Source organism: uncultured Psychroserpens sp. (genome assembly GCF_947492715.1).
GTDB lineage: Bacteria > Bacteroidota > Bacteroidia > Flavobacteriales > Flavobacteriaceae > Psychroserpens.
The window spans coordinates 114,480-133,170 of sequence record NZ_CANLNS010000009.1 but is presented as its reverse complement, the minus strand read 5'-3'; the positions used below and the strand labels follow the sequence as shown (position 1 = coordinate 133,170).

Annotated in this window: 19 protein-coding genes; 4 read left to right on the top strand and 15 right to left on the bottom strand. The window is 33.9% G+C overall.

Translation table 11 applies throughout. The features are described 5' to 3' along the window. The coding region (locus Q0787_RS18110) for a choice-of-anchor L domain-containing protein (RefSeq protein WP_298904503.1) at positions 1–2,936 on the bottom strand (2,936 nt) is incomplete at its 3' end. A gap of 350 nt (positions 2,937–3,286) precedes the next feature. On the opposite strand from Q0787_RS18110, the gene Q0787_RS18105 reads away from it, so the two are divergent. From Q0787_RS18105 to Q0787_RS18090, 4 genes are all read left to right on the top strand, one after another. Then, the gene (locus Q0787_RS18105) at positions 3,287–4,189 is read left to right on the top strand and encodes a NifU family protein (RefSeq protein ID WP_298904501.1); all 903 of its coding nucleotides are present in this window, start codon (positions 3,287–3,289) and stop codon (positions 4,187–4,189) included. Between the two features lie 57 nt (positions 4,190–4,246). Then, positions 4,247–4,447 (top strand): dodecin family protein, encoded by a 201-nt coding sequence (locus Q0787_RS18100; RefSeq protein WP_298904499.1) that lies wholly within the window; start codon positions 4,247–4,249, stop codon positions 4,445–4,447. A 67-nt stretch (positions 4,448–4,514) separates the two neighbouring features. Further along, complete coding sequence (locus tag Q0787_RS18095; RefSeq protein WP_298904497.1) at positions 4,515–5,204, top strand: hypothetical protein; 690 nt, start codon at positions 4,515–4,517, stop codon at positions 5,202–5,204. An 89-nt stretch (positions 5,205–5,293) separates the two neighbouring features. Then, entirely contained in the window at positions 5,294–6,106 is an 813-nt protein-coding gene (locus tag Q0787_RS18090; protein WP_298904495.1) for a mechanosensitive ion channel domain-containing protein, read from the top strand. Here the strand turns inward: Q0787_RS18090 and tsaB are convergent. The 14 genes from tsaB to Q0787_RS18020 form a co-directional block, all read right to left on the bottom strand. Then, positions 6,103–6,774 (bottom strand): tRNA (adenosine(37)-N6)-threonylcarbamoyltransferase complex dimerization subunit type 1 TsaB, encoded by a 672-nt coding sequence (gene tsaB / locus Q0787_RS18085; protein WP_298904494.1) that lies wholly within the window; start codon positions 6,772–6,774, stop codon positions 6,103–6,105. The two genes, Q0787_RS18090 and tsaB, sit on opposite strands and share 4 nt — an antisense overlap. 14 nt (positions 6,775–6,788) lie before the next feature. Further along, entirely contained in the window at positions 6,789–8,093 is a 1,305-nt protein-coding gene (locus Q0787_RS18080; protein WP_298904492.1) for an efflux RND transporter periplasmic adaptor subunit, read from the bottom strand. Positions 8,094–8,097: 4 nt separating this feature from the next. Then, a complete protein-coding gene (locus Q0787_RS18075; RefSeq protein WP_298904490.1) occupies positions 8,098–9,540 on the bottom strand; it encodes a TolC family protein in 1,443 nt (480 codons plus the stop codon). A gap of 51 nt (positions 9,541–9,591) precedes the next feature. After that, on the bottom strand, positions 9,592–10,752 hold the full coding sequence (locus tag Q0787_RS18070; protein ID WP_298904488.1) for an efflux RND transporter periplasmic adaptor subunit: 1,161 nt from the start codon (positions 10,750–10,752) through the stop codon (positions 9,592–9,594). Positions 10,753–10,814: 62 nt separating this feature from the next. Continuing rightward, complete coding sequence (locus Q0787_RS18065; RefSeq protein ID WP_298904486.1) at positions 10,815–12,074, bottom strand: ABC transporter permease; 1,260 nt, start codon at positions 12,072–12,074, stop codon at positions 10,815–10,817. 1 nt (position 12,075) lies between these two features. Then, entirely contained in the window at positions 12,076–13,320 is a 1,245-nt protein-coding gene (locus Q0787_RS18060; protein ID WP_298904484.1) for an ABC transporter permease, read from the bottom strand. Next, positions 13,313–14,014, bottom strand: coding sequence for an ABC transporter ATP-binding protein (locus Q0787_RS18055; protein ID WP_298904482.1), 702 nt, complete (start codon positions 14,012–14,014; stop codon positions 13,313–13,315). Before Q0787_RS18055 ends, Q0787_RS18060 begins: the two co-directional genes overlap by 8 nt. Positions 14,015–14,148: 134 nt before the next feature. Beyond that, positions 14,149–14,376, bottom strand: coding sequence for a hypothetical protein (locus Q0787_RS18050; RefSeq protein ID WP_298904480.1), 228 nt, complete (start codon positions 14,374–14,376; stop codon positions 14,149–14,151). A gap of 3 nt (positions 14,377–14,379) precedes the next feature. Then, the gene (locus Q0787_RS18045) at positions 14,380–14,928 is read right to left on the bottom strand and encodes a DUF420 domain-containing protein (RefSeq protein ID WP_298904479.1); all 549 of its coding nucleotides are present in this window, start codon (positions 14,926–14,928) and stop codon (positions 14,380–14,382) included. 4 nt (positions 14,929–14,932) lie between these two features. Then, positions 14,933–15,688: an SCO family protein gene (locus Q0787_RS18040; RefSeq protein WP_298904478.1), complete on the bottom strand. Its 756-nt coding sequence runs from the start codon at positions 15,686–15,688 to the stop codon at positions 14,933–14,935. Between the two features lie 9 nt (positions 15,689–15,697). Continuing rightward, a complete protein-coding gene (locus Q0787_RS18035; protein WP_298904476.1) occupies positions 15,698–16,414 on the bottom strand; it encodes a hypothetical protein in 717 nt (238 codons plus the stop codon). 158 nt (positions 16,415–16,572) lie between these two features. Further along, complete coding sequence (locus Q0787_RS18030; RefSeq protein ID WP_298904475.1) at positions 16,573–16,953, bottom strand: cytochrome C oxidase subunit IV family protein; 381 nt, start codon at positions 16,951–16,953, stop codon at positions 16,573–16,575. 18 nt (positions 16,954–16,971) lie between these two features. Further along, positions 16,972–17,970: a cytochrome c oxidase subunit 3 gene (locus tag Q0787_RS18025; RefSeq protein ID WP_298904474.1), complete on the bottom strand. Its 999-nt coding sequence runs from the start codon at positions 17,968–17,970 to the stop codon at positions 16,972–16,974. 138 nt (positions 17,971–18,108) lie between these two features. Beyond that, positions 18,109–18,690, bottom strand: coding sequence for a cytochrome c oxidase subunit 3 (locus tag Q0787_RS18020; protein WP_298904473.1), 582 nt, complete (start codon positions 18,688–18,690; stop codon positions 18,109–18,111). Position 18,691: the final 1 nt, after the last annotated feature.

Below are 18,691 nucleotides of genomic sequence, written 5' to 3'. Positions count from 1 at the left end.
ATCTCTGTGTTTTTTAACGTTAAATCTATACTCGTTAGACCATCTGGTGTACCATCGTCACAAACTTCTAATGCTGTAGGAACAACAAGTGCAGGGAGAGGGTTCACTATTAAGTCAAAACTACCAACATTGCTACAACCTGTCGATGTATTGGTAATATTAACAAATATTGTTTGTGGCGTACTAGTGTTTGAATAAAATGTAGGGTTTGGTATAGCATTAATACCATTTTCAGCATCTGCTAATAATTCATGATAAGACACTGTTACGCCTACTTGTCCATTTATGGCTTCAATATCTTTGGTAGATAAATCAAATACTTCAACTTCATCTCCTGGCAGATTATAATCGCACAATTCATAATTAGATATTGCACCAACCGCAGGAATCGGATTAATCAATAATACCAGTTCTACCGTATCGAAGCACCCTGAAATATCATCTTCTAATCGCACATACATTGTTTGGGTATTGGCTGCTGTATTAGTATACGGACTTGCCTGCTGATTAACACCGTCTGTGGCATCCATTTGAGTTTCGTGATATGTCACGGTCACACCTGTTTGTCCTCCTAAAATTTCAGCGTCTTTAGTGGTTAAATCAAACATTGCGAAACCATCGTTGTTATCGTCGCAAATTTCATAAACGGTAGGAACGATAGGAACTGGAATAGGATTAACTCTTAACTCCAGTGTCGTCGTATTAAAACAACCCGCATCTATATTAGCCTCAACTCTTACAAATACAATTTGATTATCTACAACCACATTTGTATAAGGAACTGGTAAAGGATTTACGTCGTTATTAGCATCATCTTGAGTTAAATGATAAGACACCGTTACTGTTGTTGCATCTAATGCACCAATAACTTCCCCATCTCTTTCTGTTAACGTAAACATTGCGAACCCATCATTATTATCATCACACTCGTCAATTGGGGTAACAGCATCATTGATTGTTAAATCACTAAAGACTAAATTAAAAGAGGTTAAATCAAAACATTCCTGAGTATTTTCAGCAATACGAACGTGAATAGGTTGAGGATTAGAAATATTAGTATAAGGACTTGGCAATGGGTTGACATTGTCCATTGCTTCCTGCGCTGTTAAATGGTAGGTAATGACATAATCATTTGGATCTTGAGTTCCCAATACATCATCATCATTATCTGTTAGCATAAATTCCCCTGTTCCAGAAAAACTACAAATGGATAAATCTGGAGGTGTATTAGCAACAGCATTTGGTTTAAACTCTACAACAACTGAATCTGTTGCCTGACATGACCCTGAGAAAATAACATCTACCGTATAAATTCCTGGTTCGGTAACATCTAAAGTTGAAGATGTTTCTCCAGGGATTTCAACGGCATCTAGATACCAAACGTGTGTTGCAGTAGGTGCTTGAGTATCTAAAGTAATTGTTGCTCCTCCACATTCTGCTGTACCCGCTGCAATTGTAATATCGTCACCTAAATCACCACCTAAATTAAAACTTCCTGCTTCTATAAAAACCCCTGAGTCTAATGCTGTATCGGATGCATCAGCAACAACTAATTTAATAGTATAATTATTTCCAGGAGTTACTGGCGACTGCGCCGTAAAAACTGCAGTTCTACCATCGAAACTCATTGGAGGCGCATTATTTCCTGTGTAGCCACCGAAAAACTGTTCATTAATTGCGGGACAACCTGGATTTTGCGGGTGAATATTTGTTACTAATATTGGTGTGTTAGTTCCTGGTAAAACAGCCAAATTTGTTGTTACTCCACTAGCTAAATCGGTTAATAGGAAAGCGAATGCATCAGAAAAAGTACATTCAAAAGTTCCACCAGTACTACCATTATATTCTTCAGAAGCCATTAAAAAGTCAAAACTTATGCTATCTGCTAATGGCACAAAATCGAATTGAATTATAGACGCGTTATTTGAATTTATACCAACTGCCGCATCTAATTCGGCATCTCCAGGCCAACCGCCTCCACCGTCACTTAAGGCATTATTATTAGGACCTCTAACTCGGCTAGCATCACCTGAAGTCATTAAAAGTCCATCAGTAAATGGAAAGATACTACCATCATTTGCAAAGTATCCTATTCCATTATCGTCACTAAAATTCGTACCTGTTGACCAAGTAATATTACTTACTTGAGCGCAAGGACTATCAATTAAAACATCTTGAACTAATTCCTCTACGGTAAACGTGGTTTGGTCTACAACGATATTTTCGCCAAGAACAAATACATTTATATCTCTAGAAACAGAACACCCTAAAGGGTTAGTATCGGTAACTGTAAGAGTAACATCATATGATCCGGGAGCTGCAAATATATTTGAAACGTTGGTTCCTGTTGCTGTATTAGTATCATCAAAATCCCATTCATAAGTTGCACCTGTACCATCATCTGAAAACGTTGCACTACCAACAAAATCTACTTGATCTCCTGCATTAATAAGGATAACTCCTCCTCCATTTGCTTCTGGAGTTGTAGAATCTATTGAAGGTGTAATTGTTTGACAGGGCACTGTACAAATAAGCTCGGCTTCCCATCCTGTTGTTGTGCCTGTACCATCAGAAACAAACTCAAAAGTAATACAGCCGCTCATATTTAGTAAACTTGCTACAATATTACCTGGGCCAGCAACTCCTGAATACGTTCCTATAACTGGAGCAGATGTACTATCTCCATCATAGACTGTTAAAACATCGACATTTAACTGGGTACTAAAAGACGTGAAATTTATAATCATAAATTCGCCAGCATTTTCCGGACAAATTGTTGTCACTAGATTCTCATCACTCGAATAAGCTCCGCCAGAACCTCCAGAATCAAAAAACAAATCAGGAGCACATCTATTAAATGTACCGTCTTGCATGTTTAGATCTTGTCCAAACGAAAAATATGATAAAAAGATAAAGAGTATGTAAAGCTTTTTCATAGCGATTTAAATAGTTTTACCTTTATTACAAAACTTACGCGCTTCACTTCAAAATACAGGTGAAGACTATAACTATGAATGAACTTTACTCAAAAAAAAGTAAACAGAAGTCAAGTTATTAGGTAGAGGTTTTTAATAATAAGAGCGAAATTTAGTAAAAATTAAGTAATTACTTCTTCTAATTCATTTTAAAAATAACAGTTTAACACTAAAAAACCCTAACTCTTATTCTAAAATAACTCGCTGTAAAGATTTTTATTTCATTAGAATTATTTAATTTCTATCGTTATGTTATTCTTAAAATCTATTTTTTGAAGTTTTTGTTGCGTATTTTTGCAAAAATTTGTCCTATGAAAAACTATTCAATTTCAATAAAAGAAACGACCAATCCAACCATAATAAAATTTGAAACTAACCAATTTATTACACAACATGAAAGTTTCGAATTTAACAATATTGATGAGGCAAAATCATCGCCTCTTGCTCAACAATTGTTCTACCTACCATTTGTAAAGAAAGTTTACATTTCTGGAAACTTTATTGCCATTGAGCGTTTTAACATTGTTGAATGGTCCGACGTTCAAAATGAGGTAGCGACTCAAATAGAGAGCTACTTAAATTCTGGAGAAGCTGTTATTACAGCTAGTGAGACTAAAAAGAAAGTACCTGTTACCGTTTACGCAGAAAGCACACCAAATCCGAGTGTCTTAAAATTTGTAGCCAATAAAAAACTAGTAACTAGATATCACGAATTTACATCTATTGATGATACAGCATATGCTCCTTTAGCAGCCAAATTATTTCATTTCCCTTTTGTGAAAAGTGTATTTATTGAAGAGAACTTTGTGTCTATAACTAAATTTGACGTGGCCGATTGGAATGATATTACGATGGAACTTCGAGAGTTTATTAGGTCATATATTGAAAATGGTGAGGAAATTATTAATCCCAATGCTCCAGAAACCAAACAAAAAAGTGATGCACACCTGGACGCAAAATATGAGGAACAGGATGATGTTTCTAAAGAGATTATTAATATCCTTGAAGAATATGTTAAACCTGCTGTAGCCAGCGATGGTGGAAATATTGAGTTTCAATCTTATGATCCTCAAGAAAAAAAGGTCAAGGTTATATTGCAAGGTGCGTGCAGTGGGTGTCCTTCTTCAACGTTTACTTTAAAAAATGGAATTGAGAATATGCTAAGGGAAATGATGAAAGGAAGAGTAGAAACTGTAGAGGCTATCAACGGTTAATTTCAATTATTATTTAGTATCTTTAACATTCAATTTTTAACAAAAAAAATAAAAAGAATGGCAGTATTAAAAGTAATTGAAGTGTTATCTAACTCGGATAAAAGTTGGGAAGATGCTACAAGGAAAGCGGTAAAACAAGCATCTAAAAGTGTAAAAAACATCAAATCTGTTTATGTTCAAGATCAGAGCGCCATTGTTAAAGGGGATGACGTCACAGAATTTCGAGTAAATTTAAAATTGACTTTTGAAGTAAAATAATTCACATCAGTTAATGCCATATATTTCATGGCATATTTATTGTTATAATAAAGAAAAAACACTAATTATGATAAAATCAATTTTTTTAACGACAATGGCTTTGATGTTGTCGTTAAGTGCAACTGCGCAAGATCCAGCACGACAAAATCTAACATCTCCTGGATTGATCTATGCTTTCGATTTGAATGACAATTCGATTATTGGAACACCTTACATAGAGAATGACTTTATGCCTGGTAAGATTTCTGCTGATAAAGATGGAAAATTATTCAGCTTAAGGTATAATGCCTTTAGTGATGTTATGGAGATAAAAAAGGATAACAATGATATTGAAGCTCTTAATAAAGACTTATTAAATGTTACTATCACGTTTTCTAAAGGTAATAAAGCATATCGAGCTTATAACTATGTAGATTCTGACACTAAAAATGGAAAAAGAGGTTACTTTGTAGTATTATCGGATGCATCGAGTAAAAAGCCACTTCTAGCAAAAGAAGTGATTAAGTTTACCGAAAAGAAAAAAGCATCTAGTAGTTATGCAAAAACGAAGCCTGCTCAATATAAAAGAAAAGACGATGTATACTATACTTTAAATGATAAAGGAATAGCTATTAAAATACCTAGCAAGAAAAAAGATATTGCTAAGGCTTTTCCAAAACATTCAAAAGCGATATTAGATTTTATAAAATCGAATAAAATTAAGACTTCAAAAAAAGAAGATTTAATGAAATTAGTTGATTATATTAATACACTCTAATACAATTAACTATTAAAAAAACCCGAACGTTTTAAATAAAAATGTTCGGGTTTTTTTATTAATATTATAGTCTAATTAAAAACTATATTATGGATGTACAAAAATGGATAGATAAAGGGTATGAACTTATAGTAGATTTTGGCCCGAAAGTATTAGCGGCTATTGCGATATGGATTATTGGTTCTCTAATAATTAAGAGTTTACTGAGAGGCGTTAGAAAGGTTATGGAGAAAAGAGATTATGACGAAAGTCTCAAAAAATTTCTCTTAAATCTTTTAGGTTGGGTATTAAAAGTAGTTCTTATCGTTGTTGTTTTGGGAACAGTTGGTATTGAAACGACATCCTTTGCTGCAATTTTAGCTGCAGCTGGTTTAGCAGTTGGCTTAGCACTACAAGGTTCTCTTGCTAATTTTGCTGGAGGTGTTTTAATTATGATTTTCAAGCCTATAAAAATAGGTGATCTCATAGAAGCTCAAGGTGAGTTAGGTGTTGTTAAAGAGATTGAAATTTTCACAACAAAACTATTGACTCCAACAAATAAAGAGGTTATTATTCCTAATGGAGCGTTGTCTAATGGTAATATCGTAAATTATTCTACGGAAGGTATTCTACGTCTTGACATGGTTTTTGGTGTAAGTTATGATGCTGACATAAAGGAGACAAAGGATATCCTGATGTCTGTTTTAGAATCTAATCCCCAAGTATTAAAAGACCCTTCTCCATTAGTAAACGTAACTGAATTGGCAGATAGCTCTGTTAATTTTGCTGTAAGACCATGGGTGAAAATTGAAGATTACTGGGATGTTCATTTTAGCACACACGAAAAAGTAAAAATAGCTCTTGACGCTGCTGGTATTGAAATACCATATCCTCACGCTGTTGAAATTCAGAAAGAAGGCTAAGATTTTGGTTTTAAAGCTATAAAATCTTTTAAATAAAAAGGTTCAAAATAGGCGACATCTTCGATGTCGCTTTTTTTATATTTTTCATATGATAAAGCACTCATTTCGCCAGCCGATGGAAGTTTTCCTTCAATAAAAATTGCGTTTGGATGAGATATAAGCTTCTTTGTTTTTTCAACACCATTACCTATAAAATAAACCTTTCCTTTTGATAAGTAGTCTGAAAAAGATTGCTCATTTAAAATTTGTGCTTCAATAGATCTAATTGCATTGTACGAACTATCAAATACCGCCGAATAAACTTCTAAACGCCTAGCGTCTAACATTGGTACAATAAAGGCATCAACGGCCTTTACTTGATACGCTAATGCTTGTAAAGTTGATACAGAAATAAGAGGAACATCAAGAGCATAGCTCAATCCTTTAGCAGCAGAAACACCAATACGCAGTCCTGTGTAAGATCCAGGCCCTTTACTCACAGCAACGGCATTGATATCACTTCTTTTCATTTGAGCAGATTTAAGGACACTATCTATAAATATGTGTAACGATTCTGCGTGAGAATAATTAATGTTGTTATCCTCCTTTAAAACCAAAGTCTCTCCTTGTTTAGAAAGAGAGACTGAGCAGTTTGTCGTGGATGTTTCTATATTAAGTATGACAGACATTAAACTATATTATTTTAGTCTTCACTTGTGGCGACTTCCTTTTTTTGACTGGCGCCTTTCTTTTCTATTTTGTCCCCAGATTTCAATGTTTTAGAAACAACATTATAAGGCCCTGTAATGATTTCATCACCTTCTTCTAATCCCGAAATAATTTCAATATTTGTATCATCCTGTATACCTGTTTTCACTACTCTTAATTTAGCAATGCCATTATTATTTACAAATACACATTCGAATTTCTCTTCATTTTCAGGTTTAATTTCTTCAGATCCTTCAACAGCTTTAAAATCTTTCTTAACTGAAGATGTATCTGTTTTAATTACGATTGAACTAATTGGAACTGCAACTGTTTTATCTCTTTCATCTGTAATAACATCAACTGTTGCTGTCATTCCAGGTCTAAACGGTGAATAATTTTCAGGTTTTCCTTCAATTAAATCTTGATATGATTCTTCCAAAATTCGAACTTTCACTCTAAAGTTAGTGACTTGATCTGCTGTTAAGGTTCCTGCAGCAGAGTTTGCTATTTCAGTAACGATTCCTTTGAACTCTTTCTTTAAATAAGCATCCACCTCAACAATTGTAGAGTCACCAATTTGAACTTTTACAATATCATTCTCGTTTACATCAACTTCAACCTCCATATTATTAAGGTTAGCAACCCTTAAAATTTCGGTACCAGCCATTTGCTGAGTTCCTACAACACGTTCACCTAATTCTACATTAAGCAAAGAAATTGTACCACTCATTGGCGCGTAAATTGTTGTTCTACTTAAATTGTCTTTTGCTTCGTTTACAGAGGCAGCAGCACTTTGCACGTTATAATATGCAGAACCTCTTGCAGCCTGAGCAGTTTCAAAAGCAGCCACTGATCTATCCCAATCAGCTTTTGAAATAACACCTCTATCAAAAAGTGCTTTATTTCTATCATAATTTGCTTTCGCTTCCCTAAGTGATGCTTCTGCCTGATCTAATCCAGATCTTACATTTTGATACGAGGCTTGTGATCTACTTACTGCAGATTGAATTAAATCTGGGTTTACACGAACCAAAAGATCTCCCTTTTTAACTTGTTGTCCCTCTTTAAATGGTAAATCCAAAATTTCACCTGAAACCTCACTTGAAATTTTAACTTCAACTTCAGGCTGTATTTTTCCAGTGGCCGAAACAGTTTCTACAATATCTACAAGAGCTACTTTTTTAACACTAACTTCTTTAAAATTACCTTTTTTACCAAACGCTCCCATTTTTGCTGCTGCCATTAATAAAATAATAAGCAGTACAAGAACACCGATAATAATTTTTGTCTTTTTGGTCATGGTTTTAAAACTTTAATTCTGTTGCAGGAATTCCGAAATATAATTCGAGAACCTTTAACTTAAATATATAATCATATTTTGCACGATTCAATTCAATTCTTGCATTATCATATCTTAGTTTAGACTGACTAAAATCAAATGCATTGGTTAATCCTACGTCATAACGTTCTTTAGCATAGTCATACGCCAATTGTTGCGACTCTAATGCCGATTGTGCAGCCTCATAAGATTTTAAAGATCCCTTAGCATCAACATAGGCTTGATATACTGTAGATTCTAAATCTAATTCGGCTTGTTCTAATTGAAATTTAGTACGTTCTAAATTAATTTTATTTCTTTTCACATTAGCCTTTGTAGCAAATCCATTGAAAATTGGAATATTTAAATTGAGACCATAGCCAATACCATCATTTTGATAAAGTTGGTCTACGAACGGATCTGCCGATACTTCCTGAACTATTGTATTCGGAAACTCCGATACTACAGATTGACCTGTAGCCTGTACGACACCAATTTGTTGCGTGGTAGTCGGGTTATCAGGATCTACAATTTGCGTAAAAGAAGTCGTATTAGCATAACGTGTATTATAACCAAAAAACGCAGAAACAGTTGGCAGGTTAGCGCCTTTAGCGATCTGCAAATCCTTTTCAGCTAAGGCAACATTTTGCTCAGCTATTTTTATTTCTGATCGTGTTTCTTTGGCTTGTGCTAAAATTTCAGACACATCTTTATTTGAGATGCCTGCATCTATAATATCATATCCTCCATCTTCAATATCGAAGTTCTCGTAGTCTTTTACTAATAATAGTTGTGCTAAACTTATAAGTGATATTTTAACACTGTTTTCAGCATTAATAATAGACTGTTTTTCGCTAGCATCTGTAGCTTGGATCTCTAATAAATCACCACGAGGTAATGAACCAGCTTCTACGAGTTGTTCTGTTCTTTCGATTTGCTCATTTGTGACTTCGTTTTGAGATTTCAGAACTTCCAAATTAGCCTTATTTAATATAACTTGAAGATAACCATTGGCTACAAAAAGGGAAATATCATCCTTCATTTTATCTAAGCGATATTGACTAGCCAATTTTGATATTTCGGCACGCTGTACGGCTCTTATATTTCTAAGGCCATCAAATATGGTATATCCTAAATTAATACTTCCATTTGCTGATAAAAATGTAGTTGTTTGGGCATTGTTTGTTACAGGGTTAAAACTAAGTCCTGTATTTTCTGATACGCCAGCTCCAGCATTTATACTTGGTAAAAAGTTTCCTTTCGCTGTGAGCATTTCAATGTCTGCAGATTCTAAATCTAATTCACTTTGTTTAACCGAAATATTATTTACCAACGCATGTTCAACGCATTCAATTAAGGTCCATTTTTTCGTTTGAGCCTGAAGGCTAATTGTTATTAAAACAATAAATATGCTGACTATTTTTTTCATAATTATCTATATGTCTCTATAAATATTAAAGTGTTACATTAAATGTTAAAATTATTGTTGGGCAAATTGAGGTAAGCCTTGTACTTGGTTCCAAACCTTTATTTTATCGTCTTGAGATATTCCACTTTTTATCTCCACATAAATACCATCACTTATACCTAATTCGACATCTTTTCTTTCGTATTGTTGGTTTCCTATTTCGATTTCAACAAAAGGCTTTTTAGTGTCTTTATCATATTGAATCAATGCTTCTTTAACCGCTAATACTTTCTCAGCCTTTTCTAAAATAATAGAAGCGTTCGCACTTAAACCTGCTCTAATAAATGTAGAATCTATACTCTTTAATGAGCCTTTAATTTCAAATTGTATAGCCCCATTCTCTGCAACACCTTTAGGTGCGATATAATCTAATACTGCATCAAACTTCTCGTCTTCAATTGCACCAACAGTAATTTCTAATGGTAGACCTTCTTTTATTTTTCCAACTTCACTCTCATCAACTTTACCTTCAAAAATCATTTGCCTTACATCGGCCAATGATGCGATAGAAGTACCTTCGTTAAAGTTATTAGCTTCAATAACTTGATTTCCTGCTTTTACTGGAACATCTAACACCATTCCAGACACGGTTGCTCTTACCTGAGTTTGAGCAACATTACCTAAGCCAGAGGTTGTTCCCGTCTTGATAATATCATAATTTTGTCGTGATTGATTCACATCAATTCTAGCTTGCTCCACACGTTGTTTAGCTTGCAAATATGTATTGTTAACTTGGTCAAATTCATTCGCTGCAATAACCCCTTTTTCAAACAGCTCCTTTTGTCTGTCATAAATGGTCTTTTGAGTTTTATAGTTAATTTCGGCCGTTTGCAAAGCATTTCTATTTGAAGCAATATTATTTTTCGCGCTTGTTAAATTCGAGACATTCGGGATAACTCTAATTTGGGCAATTAAATCGCCTTGTTTCACATACTCGCCTGCTTCAACAAAAACTTCCTCAACAACCCCAGAGATGTTTGGTTTAATTAATATTTCTTCTTTAGGAACAATACTTCCCGTTGCAACAGTTTTAACAACAATTGTTTGTTCTGATGGAGCTTCTGACGTATACGTCACAGGATCTTCTTGGTTTTTCATCCATAAATAATACAATGCGCCTCCAAATATGACAACAATTAATACTAATATAATTATGGTTCTAGTTCTTTTCATGACTGATAGTTATTGTTTTATGATTACGACACATAAGGCCATAAGTTGATGATTATATAATTTTATTCTATTCTTAATGCGTCTACAGGCTTCATTTTTGTCGCTCTATTTGCAGGAATCAAACCAGCCAGTAAACCTGAAACCACTAATATGATTAAGGCTGTAAATACAACTTGCATACTAACGCTTGGATTTGCAAAATTTTCAACTGGCCCAACACTATCTAAAATAGTGTTCATCACCCAAATTACCAAAGCGGCAAAGGATACACCAACCATTCCTGATAAAATAGTCAACACCAAACTTTCTTGTAATATTTGTCCCTTAACCATCCATGGTGTAGCTCCTAATGCGCGTCTAACACCAATTTCTTTTGTACGTTCTTTTACAACGATAAGCATGATATTATTAATTCCAATAATTCCAGACATTAATACTAAAGCTCCAACAAAATATCCTACAAGTGTAAAAATTGTAAATAAGCCTGTGATTCTAGCAAATCGTTCAGATAAGTCGAAATGACCAATAGCGCGATCATCTTCAGGATGTACTTTATGTCTAAACTTCATTAACTCAAAAACCTGCTCTTTGATTGAGGTTACTGGGACATCATCTTCTGCTGTTATCGCCATCCAACCTACACTTTCGCCCCTATTAAAGGCTTGACCAAATGTGGTAAATGGGATATAAATTGTACTAGCTTCCTCTTCATTATTACCTTGACTATTACTCATTTTAAAGGTACCAACAACCAAAAAATTGACACCATTAATCTTGATATAAGATCCTAAAGTTTCTTCATTCTTGTCATATAGTCCTTTCACAACTCCAGTTCCAATAACGCATATCTTACGTTTGGATTCAATATCAGAATAACTAATGAAACGACCTTGGATAATATCCATAGGTTGTTGTTTTATATACTCTGGATAATCGCCATAGATTTCAAAAGCACCTGTCTTTGTTCCTCTAATTACATTATTATTCCCTCTAAAGCCTCCCAATTGATTTCGTGGTGACACATATTTTATATTCGGTATTTGCTCTTTGATTGCGGCCACATCTCCAATTTTATAATTAAAGAATCGGCCTTTAGGTAAACCTTTGTATGGTTTTGAAGTTCCTTGAGTCCACATAAACATGGAATTTGTAGCAAAATCACTAAAACCTGCCGTTGCTCCATTTTTAAGACCGTTAGTTAAAGCCAACAATAACACGAGAATTGCAATTCCCCAAAAAACACCAAATGCGGTTAGAAATGTTCTAACTTTGTTTGCGTTTAATGCTTCTAATATTTCGTCCCAGCGATCTCTACTAAACATATTATTCGTCTCTTAGTGCTACAATAGGTTTAATTTTTGCTGCGCGATATGCCGGAATAAATCCAGCAATGGCTCCTGCAAAAACTAATAAAAACACGGTAGTTAAGGCAATATTAAAATTAACATTAGGATGCTTTATAAAATCCATTTCTATATATGGTCCTGCAATTTCTACTAGAGCCAATCCTGCAATTAAACCAAACAATCCTGCTATCAAGGTTACAAAAATAGCCTCTTGCAAAATCATTCCGACAATAGACATTGGCAATGCTCCTAATGCTTTTCTAATACCAATCTCTTTAGTACGTTCTTTAACGATTATGAGCATAATATTGCCTACGCCCACTATTCCTGCTACTATCGTACCAATACCAATAAACCAGAAAACGGCTTGAATTGTTCCTATTAGTCCATAAATTTGTTTAGCTTCCTCCAATGTATTAAACACTCTAATAGCGCTAGTGTCTTCAGGAGATACAGTGTGCATTAACTTCAATTCGTTCTCAATGGCATTGGCCATTCCATTAGAAAGTTCTACGGCTTCATCAAAGCTATCAGACATTTTTACCGTAAATAACATATTTCTAATATTATCACCTGCATTAAACACCTGTTGTGCGGTAGATAATGGGATATAAATTTGTTGTTCTTCCCGATCTCCTCCTGGATCAATAAATACGCCTATAACCTTAAAGTTCATTCCAAAAATTTGGATGTTCTTATCAATTGGATCTTCATCTTTAAACAAATCTTGTTTTAATCGACGCCCCAACACGGCTACCTTTCTGTTATCTTCAATATCTGAAGGGTTTACAAATCGTCCTGATTCCATGTCGGCATTTTCGATAAACTGATGATCAGGCATTGCTCCTCTCACGCGATAATTCCCTGTTTCATTTTTATAAGCAACCTGAGCTCCCCAAATAGGATACAAAGACGTTTCGTATTCAATATGATCCTCATATTTTTGAGAAATTATATCGAAATTGTCATTTTTCATTTGAATATAACGTCCTGGATTTAAGCCTTTGTAACCTTTTGTAGTCACTCCAGTCCAAACCGTAATCAAATTAGTGGCATCACGTTCAAATTGTGATTTCACACCATTTTCGATACCTTTACTAAAACCAAGGAGTACAACCAATATAAATATTCCAGAAGCTACTGAAAGTCCTGTTAAAAACGTTCGCAATTTATTCTTGCTCAACGTTTCAAATATTTCTTGCCAACGTTCTATATCAAACATGTTGTGACGCTCTTACTTGTTTTATTTCTTTATCATCTATAATTAACCCATCTTTAAGATTAACAATACGCTTTGTCATTTGAGCAATATCGTGTTCATGTGTTACCACTAAAATGGTTTTTCCTTCATCATTAATGCCTTGAATTAATTCCATAACTTCATATGACGTTTTAGTATCTAATGCACCAGTAGGTTCATCGGCCATAAGTACTTTTGGGTCACTAGCCAATGCTCTAGCAATTGCCACACGTTGTTTTTGTCCACCAGATAATTCACTAGGTAAATGATGAGACCAATCTGCTAGTCCAACTTTTTCAAGATAATGCATTGCACGTTCTGTGCGTTCTTTACGCTTAATACCTTTATAATACAATGGCATAGACACATTATCTAGTGCACTTTTATAGGTGATAAGGTTAAAGGATTGAAAAATGAATCCAAGAAATTCATTTCTATATTTAGCCGCTACTTTTTCGTTTAGATCTTTAATAGGGACATTGTCAAGAATGTATTGCCCTTGATCTGCTTCATCTAGCATTCCTAAAATATTAAGCAATGTAGATTTTCCAGATCCCGACGAGCCCATAATGGATACAAGTTCACCTTCTTTAACATCAAAGTTAATGCCTTTTAAAACGTGGAGTGAATTACTCCCCATATGGTAAGATTTGTGCAAATCTTTGATTTGAATCATAGCATGGATGGTTAATTCTCACAAAACTAAGTAAATCCCGATAGGGTTTATGCTAAGTATTTGTTAAGAAATATATTTTGATTGATATATAAAAGACGACTAAGCCTTAAAAATGTTACAGTAAAACAGGTATTTTATTCTGTTTCTTTTTTTCTTCGGAAAAAGTTCCAATATATTAAAAAGCCTATACCTGCCATTAACAGGTATGGAATAGCCATTAAATACATGATACCATCATTGACACCTTCTGCAGTGGTTTGACCTTCCTCACTCTCTAAAACAGCGCGGCACATAGCACATTGTGCATTTAAATATCCCGAAAAAAGGAATGCAAAAAGCATAAGAACATAGTGTCGTTTCATAACTTAGGCATAATAGGGTGAAATCATAATATATACTATAACTCCAGATACAGCTACATACAACCAAATAGGAAATGTGATTCGAGCAATTTTTTTATGGCGTTCAAAATTACTTGTAATTGCTCTTACATAGGTTATAAGCACAAATGGAATCACTACAATTGACAAGATAATATGTGTTATTAAAATAACATAATATACATACCTAATAGCACCTTCTCCCCCAAATTTGGTAGAATCACTCGTCATATGATAAGCAACATACATGGCTAAAAATGCCACAGACAACAATATTGCAAATTTCATTAAACTTTCGTGTAATTTCCGTTTTCCACTTTTAATCGCCCATAGTGCCAAACTTAGTACTAAAGCCGTAACAGCATTTACGGCTGCATAAATTGGAGGCAAAAAACTTAGTGGTTCAACGTCAAATCCAAGTTTACGTAAATTAACACCAAATAAGCCTGCCACTACCAATGGAATAGCAATTGACAAAATAAGAATCCACTTATTATATTTCTTTTCGTTAGAAAGGTTTTCATTAGTACTCATAGCTTCAATCTTCTTTTAATAATTTAGCAATATCAGCTTTAAGCATGCTTATTTCTTCTGTTTCTCCATCGTCATCTTCTTTTTCTTCTTCACTAATAATACCTTTATAGAAAATTTTAGGGTTTCCAAAATTATCTTGTCTAGAACGCATATACCCATTTTTATCAATTAGAGCAAAATTTCCAGAGTGCTCAAATCCACCTTCTACATTTGGATTCTCGCCAGCGTAAATATTGAAACCTACATTTGCCAAATCATATATAGCCTGTTGTTCTCCTGTCATTAAGTGCCAATTTGGGTTGGTAACTCCGTAGTTATCAGCATATGATTTTAATACCTCTTGTGTATCAAACTCAGGGTTTATGGTAAATGAAGCTACGCCAAAATTTTCAAAATCTGAAAACGTGTTTTGTATCTCAACTAGGTTTCTATTCATTCTAGGACATATAGTAGGACAGGTTGTAAAGAAAAACTCAACAACATAAACCTTACCTTCGTAATCTTTATTTGTAACGGTTTTACCATTTTGGTTAACAAACGAAAAGGCGGGTACCTTTTTCGGTTCTCCGTTAATTTCCAGGAACATCAAATCTGAAACAAAACCCTTAGCATCTTTGGACACATCTTTTGTTCTGCTCTCTGTTCTAGTAACATCTCCACCTTTTATTCGATTTACGATTTTAGGAATAAATATAATTCCGAAAACCAATAATATAAAGGCAATACCAATGAACGAGTAATTTGTTTTTTTAGAGCTCATATACCAATGTTATTTTTTGTCTGTTTTTATATCTTCTTTTCGTCTTGCCGATGAATCAAATTTACCCTTTCGTTTTTGACGATATTCGGTAAACAAGATTCTTAGGTCATCACTCATTTTATTTTTAACTTCAGCTACTTCTATACAGTCGTAAGAATATAATGGGTAAGCAGGTATTTCCTTTTTTATTTCTCTTTCTTCTCTATCGTCTAGTCTTCCTCTTTGTTTTACATCTTTATCTACAATAAAGACATGATCTGTAAAGAGTTTATCGTCTAGGCTCTCTTCTGTTTTAAGACTATTAAATAGGGTTTTTATATCGTTTGGTTGTCCAAACACATAATGCCAAAATCGCATGTCATCATAATTATTAATTTCCTTTTGTAAGGCTTTTGCTTGTGCTTCAGTTCCTTTAGGTAATACGATAACAATTTGAAATTTTTTAAACCCTTTAAACTTATCGTAGACTAACTCTTTCAAATTAGAAGCCGCAATGACATTTTTAACAGGATCATTTCCAAAGAAACCTAGAATAGTAATATGGTCTTCGAGTAAAACATCATCTTCAGTGTTAGATGAGAACAATTGTAAATCAGACACATCTTCATCTACAATTTCTAACGGATCATAATTATGAGTGGAAGGATACAGCATTAATAAAAAACCAACGGGTAAAAAAAACAGTATTCCTAGTATTACATTCCGTCTTATCTTGTTTGTTTCCATATAACAAATGGTACTAATTTTTATTATTAAATGCGGTTCGCACAGTCAAAAAACACAAATTATAATCTGTTTTCTTTCAAACACATTTGGTTGTGCAAAAATAAAAAAGACGGTTTAAAAAAACCGTCTTTACTTTATTTTATATTACCCATAAGGTGTTAAAAATCTTTTTTTGTATATCCGGTTTCCCAGACACCTTCAACATAACCTCCTTCTTGCAAAAGGATAAATACTAAATAGCATATTAAAAACACAGCAGTCCATACTACCATTCGTCTTAATGCCTTTGTTTCATCTCTCATGTGCATAAAATCCCATGTAATATAATAGGCTTTTACAATGGTTAAAATAATGAAGATCCAATTTAGAAGTTTCATCCCAATAACCTTGGTCATCAAAGATTCTGGTTTATAAATACCTAAAACAACTTCTATAGCCGTAATAATTGTTAAGAATATTAATACGCCCCAAATCTTTTGAGTATTGGATTTAAACTTAACTAAACCTTGAAAAATTGCTAATTTATGTTCGTGTGCCATTTTAAATTTTTATTGTAATTAAACTAGGTAGAAGAATGTAAATACAAATACCCATACTAAATCGACAAAGTGCCAGTAGAGACCAACTTTTTCAACCATTTCATAACTTCCTCTTCGTTCGTAAGTACCTAAAATCACATTAAAAAAGATGATAATATTTATCACAACTCCCGAGAATACGTGGAAACCGTGAAAACCTGTAATAAAGAAAAAGAAATCGGCAAATAATGATGTTCCGTACTCATTAACATGAAGGTTAGCTCCTTCTACAACAAGTTTACCATTATTCTTTATTTGCATAAGAGATTCTTCCCTACTCAATACGGTTTTTTCGCCCTCTTCATTAATGGTTTGCGTCCTAACTAAAACGTTCGGGTGCGACTCTAGTCCTTTATAAATTTCTCCAACTGTAAATGTTGGTAATGTTCCTTCTTGAACAAACCAGAGTCCGTTTTTACGGTTGTGCTCTGACCTATACTTTTCTTCTGCTACTGCGAAGTCACCAAGAGCAACGCGCTTAAATTTTTGTTCACCTTCAACAGTTACATACTCACCAAATTGTAAAATATTTCCTCCTTTGGTTTGTACAGCACCATAATCACCTTTAATAAATGTTCCCCATTCCCATGCTTGAGATCCAACGAAAATAAGACCTCCAATAATGGTTAAGAACATATACAATGTTACTTTAGCCTTGTTCATGTGATGTCCAGCATCTACAGCTAATACCATTGTTACAGATGACATAATTAAGATAAATGTCATAAAAGCCACATAAATCATTGGGTAATTCCCATGAAAAAACGGAACGTGAGTAAACACCTCATCTGCTATTGGCCATGAACCAATAAATTTAAATCTTGAAAATCCGTAAGCTGCTAAAAATCCAGAAAACGTTAACGCATCAGACACGATAAAAAACCACATCATCATTTTACCATAACTTGCCTTTAGAGGTTTATTTCCTCCGCCCCAAGTTTTGCCTTCTGTTCCAGTATTTCCTACTGTAGTATCCATATAAAGCATTTAGTTGTTAAAAGTTGCACAAAAATAATCATTTTATCTATCTAAAAAAACATCCGTTTCTAAAATTTAAAAACATACATCCTTACTAGTCAAAATCACTTGTTTAAGCTTATAAAAATGATTAAAAAATTAAACCAAATATGTTAAAAATAAAAACAAGAATAGCCACAGTATATCTACAAAATGCCAAAAGGTAGCAGAGAGCTCCATACCTAGCATATGTGTCGCTGAATATTTTTGTTTAAAATGATTATAAATTACGACGATTATTGAAATCAATCCAGCAACAACATGTAAAATATGTACCGCTGCAATGATGTAAATAAAACTCATGGTCACATTAGACGTCTTTCCTGTAAAATGATAACCTGAATTTACGATTTCTTCGAAGCCTTGAAACTGACTTATTATAAATCCAACTCCAAGTCCGAAAGTAAGTAACAACATAATTGTTGTAAGGCTTCTATTGTTGTTTTTTAAGGCTTTTTTAGCCGCAATAAAAGTTATGCTACTAATAACAATTAATGCACAACTAATCAAAAAGGATTTTGGCATTGTAAAGTCATGAAGCCAATCTTCTCTTTTTCTGCTCACCAAAACGGCACTCGTTAAACCAGCAAATGACATAATTAGTGAGCCTATTCCAAACCAAAGCATCATGCGTTTAGCTCTATTAGTCTTTTCTTCTATAGTTCCTTCTGTTAAATCCATT